The 9,932-nt window shown below is 67.5% G+C and carries 8 protein-coding genes and 1 pseudogene; 7 read left to right on the plus strand and 2 right to left on the minus strand.

The annotated features are described in order from the left end of the window. Together AX737_RS14175 and AX737_RS14180 are read left to right on the plus strand one after the other, a co-directional pair. Window positions 1-552, plus strand: a 552-nt coding sequence (locus AX737_RS14175; protein WP_066922331.1) for a TadE/TadG family type IV pilus assembly protein, incomplete at its 5' end; no start/stop codon positions are given. Window positions 553-560: 8 nt separating this feature from the next. Then, the gene (locus AX737_RS14180) at window positions 561-2,306 is read left to right on the plus strand and encodes a TadG family pilus assembly protein (RefSeq protein WP_066922333.1); all 1,746 of its coding nucleotides are present in this window, start codon (window positions 561-563) and stop codon (window positions 2,304-2,306) included. A 716-nt stretch (window positions 2,307-3,022) separates the two neighbouring features. Here the strand turns inward: AX737_RS14180 and AX737_RS14185 are convergent. After that, a complete protein-coding gene (locus tag AX737_RS14185) occupies window positions 3,023-3,631 on the minus strand; it encodes a TetR/AcrR family transcriptional regulator (RefSeq protein WP_066922335.1) in 609 nt (202 codons plus the stop codon). Window positions 3,632-3,735: 104 nt separating this feature from the next. Here AX737_RS14185 and AX737_RS14190 point away from each other — a divergent pair, with 104 nt between their 5' ends. From AX737_RS14190 to AX737_RS14205, 4 genes are all read left to right on the plus strand, one after another. After that, on the plus strand, window positions 3,736-4,650 hold the full coding sequence (locus AX737_RS14190) for an SDR family oxidoreductase (protein ID WP_066922337.1): 915 nt from the start codon (window positions 3,736-3,738) through the stop codon (window positions 4,648-4,650). Window positions 4,651-4,708: 58 nt separating this feature from the next. Beyond that, a complete protein-coding gene (locus tag AX737_RS14195) occupies window positions 4,709-5,179 on the plus strand; it encodes a DUF2147 domain-containing protein (protein ID WP_066922339.1) in 471 nt (156 codons plus the stop codon). Window positions 5,180-5,266: 87 nt separating this feature from the next. Continuing rightward, window positions 5,267-6,358 (plus strand): adenylate/guanylate cyclase domain-containing protein, encoded by a 1,092-nt coding sequence (locus tag AX737_RS14200; RefSeq protein ID WP_082773044.1) that lies wholly within the window; start codon window positions 5,267-5,269, stop codon window positions 6,356-6,358. A 7-nt stretch (window positions 6,359-6,365) separates the two neighbouring features. Then, window positions 6,366-7,556 carry an acetylhydrolase gene (locus AX737_RS14205; RefSeq protein WP_238229370.1) on the plus strand — a complete coding sequence of 397 codons (1,191 nt, stop codon included), beginning with the start codon at window positions 6,366-6,368 and terminating at the stop codon, window positions 7,554-7,556. A gap of 323 nt (window positions 7,557-7,879) precedes the next feature. Here the strand turns inward: AX737_RS14205 and AX737_RS14210 are convergent, their stop codons facing one another. Then, the gene (locus AX737_RS14210) at window positions 7,880-8,929 is read right to left on the minus strand and encodes an AraC family transcriptional regulator (protein ID WP_066922343.1); all 1,050 of its coding nucleotides are present in this window, start codon (window positions 8,927-8,929) and stop codon (window positions 7,880-7,882) included. Between the two features lie 349 nt (window positions 8,930-9,278). Between AX737_RS14210 and AX737_RS34405 the strand changes: the two are divergent. Next, a pseudogene (locus AX737_RS34405) lies at window positions 9,279-9,932 on the plus strand (autotransporter domain-containing protein); the annotation flags it as partial.

A 9,932-nucleotide genomic window follows, 5' to 3' on the forward strand; every position in this document is an offset into this window, starting at 1 on the left:
CGCCTGGTAGGCGAGCCGCTCGCTCCGCTGCCGATCCCGCCGAGCCTTCTGGGGCCCGCGCGCCGCACCCTGGAGAGGCCCCCGTCGATGGCGTTCCTTGCCCTGCGAGGCCGTATGATCCGAGACGAATGGTCCGCGCGGGCGGCACGCCTGTCCGAGCGATCGGGCGCGGCCGCGGTCGAATTCGCGCTCGTGGCCCCCCTGCTCGTGGCGCTGCTTCTCGGCATCGTCGCCTTCGGCTCGTTCCTGGGCTTCGCGCACGGCCTGCAGAGCATCGCGAGCGAGGCCGCCAGAGCGGCGATCGCCGGCCTCGATTCGGCCGAGCGCGTTGCGCTCGCCACCGAGGCGGCCCGGCGCGGTCTTGCCGCGAACCCGCTCCTGACCGGCGGCGCGATCACGATCGCGGCCGGGCCGGACATGTCCGATCCTGACCTGTTCACCGTCACGCTGCGCAGCGACCTCAACGCCACGCTGCTCAACCTGATCCCGCAGCAGATCCCGGTGCCGCGCACGCTCGTGCGCACCGCCAGCCTCCGCCGCGGCGGATTGTGAGGACGCCCATGCCCCTGCACCTGCCCGCCGTCGTCGCGGGTTGGCGAGCGGTCGCCCGCCGCAAACCCGCCGTCTGGGTCGCGACGCGGCTTCGCGCATTGGTCCGGGACCTGCGGCGCGACTGCCGCGGCAGCGTGCTCGTGGTGACGGCCGCGGGCGCCCTGGCCGTCATGGCGCTGGCGAGTATCGGCATCGATCTCGGTGGCATCGCGCTGGCGCGCCGCCGCGCTCAAGGTGCGGTCGATCTCGCGGTCCTTGTGGCCGCCTCGAACCTGGCTCAGGCCGAACCCCTTGCGCGCCGCTCGCTCGCAGATAACGGTTATGGCCATGAGGGCTCCGTCACCGTGAGCCTCGGCCTCTACCGGGCTGACGCGGCCGTGGATGCCGCCACGCGCTTCACGGCTGGCCTCCCCTCCGGCAACGCGGTACGCGTCTCCATGCAGACCGGGGTGCGGACACATCTCGGGCAGTTCGTCGGCCTGCCGCGGACAATCCCTGTTGCGGTAACGGGGACCGCTGCGCAGGCGCAGTTCGCCGCCCTGACCATCGGCTCCGGAGCCGCCTCCCTCGACGCAGGCATCGGCAACGCGGTGCTCGGCGCCATGCTCGGCACCCGGCTGTCGCTGACCACTCTGGACTACACCGCGCTTCTCTCGACCAGGGTCGACGCGTTGCGCTTTCTCGACGCGCTGGCGGCTAGCCTCGGGCGACCGGTCGGGCGCTACGCGGAGATTTTGCAGGCGCGGGCCAGCATGGGGCAGATTGTCGGTGCCTTGCGAGTCGCGGCGCAGGGCGAGGCGAACGCTGCGCCGGCGCTCGCCGCGCTCGGCACTGTCCTGAGCGGTCTTGCGGGCTCGGCCAGCTCGGCCGCCACGGTGCCGGTCGCGCGGATCGCCGATCTGGGCGCCGCCATACACCTGTCGATGGAGCCCAGCTCCAAGGGGCCGCCCCTCGGCCTACTCGACCTGATCGCGAATGCGGCGAACCTCGGAAACGGTCAGCGCCCGGTCTCGGTCGATCTCGGAGCGAGCGTGCCCGGCCTACTCTCGGCGCGCCTGACCCTCGCGATGGGTGAACGTCGGCAGAATTCGGGCTGGGCGCGGCCGGGAGGCTTGGAGGCCTCCGTCCACACGGCACAGGTCCGGCTCCTGCTAGAGGTCGCGCTCGCCGCCCCGCTCGGTCTTGGCAGCCTCAACCTGCCCCTCTACGTCGAGGTCGCCCCGGGGCGAGCGACGCTGCGCGCGCTGACCTGCCCCTGGTCGGACAGAAGGGAGCGCCGCGTTGGCGTCGACGCGCAGCCGGGCCTGCTCACCCTGGCGGTTGCGGACATGCCGCGCTCGTCCGTCGTGCTCGGAGGGCCAGGCCCCGACCTGACCCGCGCCGCGATCCTGCTAAGCCTGCCGGCGGTCTCGGTGACAGCGCAGGGCCGCACCGATCTCGCTGCGTCGGCAGCCCAGAGCATAACCTTCACGGACGGTGACATCGCCCGGGGCGCGACGCGCCGCGTCGCCAGTACGGGGCTCGCGCGATCGCTTACCAGCAGCTTGCTGTGGAGCTTGAAGCTCAGCATCGCTGGAGCGGATCCGGGGCTGATGGTGCTCTTGAAGCCCCTCCTCGGACCGACGCTCACGGCGGTCGCCCCCTCGATCGACGGCATTCTCGACGGTGTGCTGCGTACAGTCGGCGTACACGTGGGGTACGTGGACGTGACTATCCCTGACACCGTCTGCGACGGTGCTGTGCTAGTGCAGTAGCCAAACCGCTCAGGCGTTTGCTGATTGTGATGCGCAACAGTCTCAGGGTCGTAAGCAGACCTTCTCAACTTCGAAGATGAATGTCCGAAATCCACCCCACCCAGACGTAAGACCCTATCTCATCAACAGCCTCGAAGCGGACCTTTCCAGGGTCCGCAACGGGTCGGGAGCGGCGGTTCAGCATCTCCCGACGGAGTGTCAGCACATGGCGCACAGCCGAACAAGCGGTGTGCGAACTCCTGCCCCCTTGCAGACTTTCAACTGTGCCGACCCAGACGTCTGCTCGTTACGAAGAAGCGGACCTGTCTGCGGCGGGCATGACATCAGCAGGTTCGGGTACAGGAGTGTAGCCGTCAAACCGGGCTGGAAGGTTGTCGATCTCGACGGTGACATCCTTATGTGGCGGCACCCGTGAAGCCTGCTGGACCGCGAGCCGGCTACGCGCTCGGCGCTCTCGTCGGCGGTCATCGGGCCGCGCACGCCCGAACAGCTCGACAGCTATCTCGGGGGCCGAAGGTGGTCCTCGATAATACGACGCTCGATGCCATCGAGCCACCGGGCACCGACGTAGCCCCGCTGTGATTGTCGGGCTACGCACCTCCGTCGATTGAGCAAACCGCGCTGCGCCGTCGCCCCGTTTCCCAGCGAGCGGCAGCCTGACCACGCTGTCAGCCTAACGGATCCTGGCGGGTCCATCCGCATAGGGTCCTAAGCTATCAAGAAGGCTTTCCGAACTCGGATGCGAGCCCGTCGAACGCAGCGTGCAGGAAGGAGTCCACCGGCCGATCTCCACCCGCCTGTATCCACGCCTCAATTGCCAGACGCATGGCGCCAAGCGAGGCCATCGCGACGAGTCGTAGGGTTGCGCCACGGTCAGGATCCGGCCATCGCTCCATAAGCGTCGCATACAAAGCCTGCTCATGCAGGCCATAGGTCGCCTGCTTACGCGCCTTGAGAGTTTCGCTGGACCGCAGAACTCGGTCGATGCTGATGAATTCCTGGGTCCGAAAGCCATCGGATAGTATCAGCATGGCATCGCGGACCACCTCCACTGGTCCCTTTCCGGCAGGCTGTGCTAGGACAGCCTTGCGAAGGGATGCGCTGAACCCCCGCAACTGCCAATCCAGAAGGATCTCCTCCTTCGACTTGAAGTAGTGGAAGAAAGTCCGACGTGAAATTCCGGCGCCCTCGGCGATGGCGTCGAGGGTCGTCGCCTCATAGCCGTTCCGGCTGAAGAGCCTCAGGCCAGTTTCCGCGATCCGCTCCAGCGTTTCCTGGCGCTTACGCGCGCGCACGCCACTCGGCTTCGATGACACGATGTCCATGCCCGCGTTCTGGCATGCGATTCCGCACATACAAAGCTGCACTCGGTGCGAGAATATTTTTGCATCGAGTGCGATTTGGCCTTGGGCAAGGGGAAAAAACCCAGATGTCTGATTGGGCGTTGAAGGACCTGCCGTCCCAGTCGGAACGGGTTGCAATCGTGACCGGGACAGGGGGCCTCGGGTTCGAGGATGCGCTCGCACTGACGCAGGCGGGCGCTGAGGTCATCGTCGCCGGGCGAAACCCGACTAGGGGTGCACAGGCCATCGCGGCGATACGCCAGAAGTCGCCGGACGGCAGGGTCCGCTTCGAGCTTCTCGACCTGGCAAGCCTTGCTTCGATTGCCGCCTTCGCTGAGCGCATGGTGGGCGACCTAAAGGGCGTCGACCTGCTGATCAACAATGCCGCGGTGATGAAACCGCCGACGCGCAAGACATCAAGCGATGGTTACGAGTTGCAGTTCGCCACGAACTACCTCGGACACTTTGCGCTCACCGCCCACCTGCTACCTTTACTGCGGCGGGGGCGCGAGCCCCGCGTGGTCACGCTGTCGAGCGTGGCGGCACGCAGCGGCCGCATCGACTTCGACGACCTGCAGGCGGAGCGCGCTTATCGCCCGATGGCGGCCTACAGCCAGTCGAAGCTCGCGTGCCTGATGTTCGCGCTCGAACTGCGGCGGCGCAGCGACGCGAACGGCTGGGGGATAACCAGCCTTGCCGCGCATCCGGGGATCTCGCGGACGGACTTGTTGCCGAACGGCTCGGGTCGCCGGAGCTTCGCCGGCGTCATGCGGACCTACCTGTGGTTTATGTTCCAGCCGGCGGCGCAGGGAGCCCTGCCGACCCTGTATGCCGCGTCATCGCCGCTCGCGTCGGGCGGGGGATACTATGGCCCGACGCGTTTGGGCGAGACCCGCGGCCCGCCCGGCCCTGCCGCCATTCCGGCCCAAGCCCGGGACGAGGCCATTGCGGCTCGGTTGTGGACCGAGGCCGAACGGCTGTCCGGCGCTGCTTTCCAATAGGTCCTGGTCATTGGGCGAGCCGTCCCAATCAAACGTCGACCAGCACAGGAGCCGCCGGATGCCGGGATCGAGATGGTGGCTGCCATGGGCCGCGATCCTGGCTGGGTTGTTGGTGGGACTGCCGGCGGGGCCGGCCTCCGCTCAGACGCCCTCGGCGCAGGACATCGTCGGCGTGTGGGCCGAGGACGACGGCCAGCTCAAGTTCGAAGTCTATGAGGTGGACGAGACCTACGAGGCCCGCATCATCCATAGCGCACGCGTCATGGAAGCCGACGGCAGGACCTCCCGGGCCAATACCCTGAACCCGGATCCGGCCCTGCGTGGCCGCAACCTGCGAGGCACGGTCATCCTGTCCGGCCTGAGATGGGATCAGGAAGGCCGGCGCCGGGAAGGAGGGAGTCTCTACGACGGCTCGTCCGGTCGTACCTACTCGGCATATGTCTCGCTGGTAAACAGGCACATGGAGTTGCGTGGGTACCTCGGTATCCCGCTTCTCGGCCAAACGATCATCCTGCGCCGGGCACGGTAGGACGCCTCGACGAACCCGATCCCAACGATCCCATGCACATGGCCCTGCCCCGGCCATCCCAGAACGCCTCCCACCCGGATGGAAACGATGACGAACGGCTCGCTTACGTTCTGGATCGTCATCGCCGCCGCCAGCGCCGCGTTCGGCGCCCTGTATGGCATCCTGTTCCACGAGGGGCCGGCCGTGCTCGGCGTGACGTACGGCACGTGCATCGGCGTCCTCGCCATCGCCTACGAGCGCGGTGCCCTGTTCCCGCGGTACACGACCTGCCTGCGGCGACTGCCCTCCCTGGCGTACTTCGCAGCGGCGGAGATCAGCCTGCTTCTCGTGATCGTCGTAGGAATGTCCGCGACGGGCCTCGTGGTCCGAGCCCTGGGGCTGACGGACAAGAGCCTGACCGAGCTCGTGACACCCCGGCTCCAGGCCGTGCTCTACGCGATGGCGGTGTCGGCCCTCCTCATCGGCGTGCTGCGCGTGCGTGACCTGATCGGAAGCAGGACGTTCACCAACCTGATCCTCGGACGCTATCACCGCCCGCGAAGCGAGGAGCGCATCTTCCTGTTCCTCGACCTCGTCGGTTCGACCACCTATGCGGAGAAGCACGGGGACTTCGCGGCGCAGGAACTGCTGAAAGACGTCTTCGAGACGATTGCCGAACCGATTCGCCGGCACCGCGGTCAGATCGACGATTACATTGGCGATCAGGTGATCATATCATGGCCGCTGATGCAGGGCGTCGAGCGGGCGAGGTGCATCGACTGCGTCTTCGCGATCCGAAAAACGCTCCGCGATGACCGTGACCGATGGACAAAAAGGTTCGGACTTGTCCCGGAACTTCGCGCGGCTCTGCATGGCGGCAGTGTCGTCACGGCCGAGATAGGCGTCGACCGGCACAAGATCGCCTACTTCGGCGACGTCATGAACGCGACCGCCCGATTGGAAGGCCTGTGCCGGGAGACGAAGCGGTCCGTGCTCGTTTCGGAAGCCGTCCTTTCCAGAATCCCCGTGCTCCCGGACGGCATCGAAGCGGAAGCCTTGGGGCAGTATGCCCTGAGGGGGCGCAGCGGGGAGATGGCCGTGCATGCGCTCGTCGAACGGCGGAGGCTCGCGGTCGTCGGCGAGGTTGTCGGCCGCCCTCTTCAGGGATCCGGAGCAGACGCTTTCCATCGCTTGTCATGAGCGAGGCATGGCGTCGGCACTTCCGGATGGCGGCCAAACACCCATCGACGTCCGTAGAGGTGCCAAACACGAGCCGCCAGGGTCCATCCCGATCAACCTGCCCATCAATCATCGCGAGACCTTCATGAACACCATTGCCGATGTCGCGAAACGTTCATGTGCTCTCCCGGAGCCGAGCTCCCGCGGCCTCAGCCGCCGCCGCTTCTGCGCGATGGCCCTGGCGGCGAGTGCTGGAGCCTGGCTCGCGCCTCTTCCGGCAGGGGCCCTGCCTTCGTCCGCCGAGGCACGGTTCATCGACTTCGAATGGGTCGACCCCTCGCGTCAGCGCGCGGTGCCGGCCCGGCTCTACTGGCCCGCCACCTCCAACATAAAGGGACCGATCCCGCTGATCGTCTTTTCTCATGGGCTCGGCGGCACGCGAAAAGGCTACAGCTACCTCGGCGAGGGATGGTCGGCTCGCGGGACCGCCAGCCTGCATATCCAGCATGTCGGCAGCGACCAGACTCTTTGGGAGGGTAACCCGCTCCTGCTTCTCGACCGCCTCGACGGCGCGGCGGACGAGCGCGAGGCCATCGAGCGGACCCGGGACGTGAGTTTCGGCCTCGACCGACTGCTCAGCCGTGACAGTCCCTTCCATGCCGCCATCGACCGGAAACGCATCGTCGCGGCCGGCCACTCCTACGGGGCGAACACCACCCTGATCCTCACCGGCGCCCAAGTGATCCGGGACGGGAAACCCGTCGGGCACAGGGACCCGCGCTTCACGGCGAGCATCGTCATATCGGCACCGCCCTTCTACGGCGAGGCCGACCTCGCCGCGGTCCTTGCCTCGGTGAATGTCCCCACCCTCCACGTGACCACGACGGAAGACACGATCCGCATACCCGGCCGCTATTCCCCGGTGCAGGACCGCGTCGATGTCTTCAACGCCGTTCCCACGGCGCAGAAGGCCCTCGTCGTGTTCCAGGGTGGTTCGCACAGCGTCTTCACCGACCGCTCCCTCCGGAACGGCGGGCCGCTGAACCCCTTGGTCAAGCGTGCGACGGCGGAGGCGGGCTTGGCGTTCCTCGACCTCGTCCACCGCTCCGATCCGGTTCCAATGGAGAATTGGAGCGCGACGTGGAAGCCGATCCTGGCCGCGGCACCAGTGCTTTTCCCGGTGCTGCCGAGGCAGGTGGACCGCAGACGACGCACCTGATGCCCGCACTCGCATCACCGCGCGGCGGGATCGCCTGAGCGATCTGTCCCGCGGCTCGAAAAGCTACGGCAGAGACCGGTTCGAGGGTGTTGTGGCCGCCGGGACTTGCCACTCCATGCCAATGGCAGCTTTCGGAGGCTAAGCGGCCATTCCGAGGGCTCTGTTTGAAAGGCCGCTTATGGCGCACAGCCGAACAATCGCCGTGCGAACTCCTGACCCCTTGCAGACATTCGAGCCGCCTCCGCCGAAGGTCCGGATGGGGTGGGAAGGCGACATCGACGTGCGTCTGCGTGTCGGACCGCTTCGCCTCCGGGAGCGGGCCTTCATCCGTGATGCCGAACCCACTGCGTGAAGAGGTCCGGTCCCGGCGCAGCCGGCAGCCTGTCCCGCAGCCGGATCGTCTGCTCCTGGCGGAACTCGGACGGGCTCAGGCCGAACGCGCGGCGGAAGCTGCGGCTGATCTGGACGCCGCTGCCGAAACCGTAGCGCTCGCCGATCTCCGCGATCGTGCCGGGCGCACCGCCCAGAAGGTCCCGCCGCAGGGCCTGCAAGCGACGCTCCCAGATCACCCGTGCCACCCCGCCGTAGGGCTGGAAGGCGCGAAACAGCGTCGAGCGCGAGACGCCCATGGCATGGCAGACGCTGTCCGGGGTCAGTGTCGGCGCGGCGAGGTTGGCCTCGATGTAGCGCCTGGCCCGGCGGACGAGGGCGTGCGCGAGTGGCTCGCGAGCGCGCGCGATCAGCTCGGCCGTGGGGGCGAGGCAGGCCGCGAGCATATGCACGGTGACGCGCGCCACGTCGGCCGCCGCCGCCCGCCGCAACGTCCCGGCTTGGTCGGCGAGGTCCAGCATGTGGTCGCGCATCAGGCTGCCCGCGCCGTCGTAGAGGACGCGCCCGTGCAGGCCGTCGAGGCCCGGCAACGCTTCGGCGAGGAGATCGCGCGGCAGGCTCAGGATCACGGATCCCCGCTCCGGTGCGGTCGCACGCCGATGCGTCTGCGTGACATCGTTCAGCGTGATGGCGCCGGCCGGCACGCGCAACTCGCGCTCGCCCGAGGTCAGGCGCTGGGCATGGTGGCTCAAGTGCAGCACGACGTGGTCGAGGCCGTCGCGCCGGACCTGCGCCGACGAGCGGGCGACCGCCTGGGGTGAGGCGTCCATCACGTGCACGAGCATCTCGTCCACGCGCACGGTGCGCAGCTGGGCCGAGAAGCCGGCCGGATCGGCGCTGAGGTCGTGGGTCAGGCCGATGAGCGCGCGCCACGCCTCGAAGCGCTGGTGCGGCGGGAGCAGGTCCGTCGAGAAGGACGCCTGCGCGCAGAACGTCCTGTCCGCCTCGGGCTGTTCGCCGGCCTCTCGCTGCCCCCCACTCAAGCCGCCTCCTCAATGCTGTTTGCTGGTCGAGACCGCTGGCCGACCGCAAATACGGTATCTCAGCCGAGAACCCAGACCCTGCCCGGCATCAACGGCATGCAACTGCGCTGGGTCGTCTTGTCCACACAATCTTCGCGCGACCCGAGCTGACTACACGCTTAAATTGCAAACGACGAGGCGTGACTTCAGGGCAACACGACCTTGCTTGGTCGCTACACGCGGTGGATTGGGACGCTCGGTTAAGGCGGTCCGTGAAGAAATCGATAAAATCGAATGCTCTGAGCGCTGCTGAGCCGAGCCGAGCACTGTTCGAGCCAGCGCCTGTCTGGATTTGTCGCAGAGGGCCGACGTGGCTGATTTCACTGTATCGAACACGAGCGACAGCGGTGCGGGCTCGCTGCGTCAGGCCATCATCAGCGCCAATGCGGAAACTGGTGCAAGCACCATCACTTTCGCCGCGGGGTTAGCCAGGCAGACCATCATCGTCGGCAGCACGCCTCTGCCTGCCATCAAATCCGACATCACCATCGACGGCGCCAATGCGCCCGGCCTGACGATCAGCGGTGGCAACGCGAACCGCGTCTTCTTCGTGCTGTCGGGCACGGTGGCGATCCAGAACCTCACCATCGCAGACGGCAAGGCGACCGGCGGCCAAGGAAGCGGCGGCGGTATGGGCGCCGGTGGCGCGATCTTCGTCAATACCGGCACCACCACCGTCACCAACGTCAGCTTTGCCAACAACACGGCTGTCGGGGGGGTGGGCACAGGTAACATTGGGGCCGGCGGCGGAGGTCTTGGGGGTAACGGTGGTTCACTAACAAGTGGCGGCATCGGCGGCGGCGGCGGCTACAGCGGCGGCGGCGGCGGCGGCGGCAGTTTCAACTCCTCTGGTGGGTCTGGTGGAGCCGGACCCGGCGGCGCTGGAGGAGCCGGCGGCGGCACTGGACGCAATGGTAATAGCGCAACGGCGACCGGCGGCGGCTCGGGCGGACTTGGCTCTGGA

This window comes from Methylobacterium sp. CCH5-D2, assembly GCF_001556475.1.
GTDB lineage: Bacteria > Pseudomonadota > Alphaproteobacteria > Rhizobiales > Beijerinckiaceae > Methylobacterium > Methylobacterium hispanicum.

Bases quoted from the DNA above. Each gene is read 5' to 3' on its own strand.
- AX737_RS14180 (WP_066922333.1), top strand. From the start codon at position 561: ATGCCCCTGCACCTGCCCGCCGTCGTCGCGGGTTGGCGAGCGGTCGCC.
- AX737_RS14185 (WP_066922335.1), bottom strand. From the start codon at position 3,631: ATGGACATCGTGTCATCGAAGCCGAGTGGCGTGCGCGCGCGTAAGCGC.
- AX737_RS14190 (WP_066922337.1), top strand. From the start codon at position 3,736: ATGTCTGATTGGGCGTTGAAGGACCTGCCGTCCCAGTCGGAACGGGTT.
- AX737_RS14195 (WP_066922339.1), top strand. From the start codon at position 4,709: ATGCCGGGATCGAGATGGTGGCTGCCATGGGCCGCGATCCTGGCTGGG.
- AX737_RS14200 (WP_082773044.1), top strand. From the start codon at position 5,267: ATGACGAACGGCTCGCTTACGTTCTGGATCGTCATCGCCGCCGCCAGC.
- AX737_RS14205 (WP_238229370.1), top strand. From the start codon at position 6,366: ATGGCGTCGGCACTTCCGGATGGCGGCCAAACACCCATCGACGTCCGT.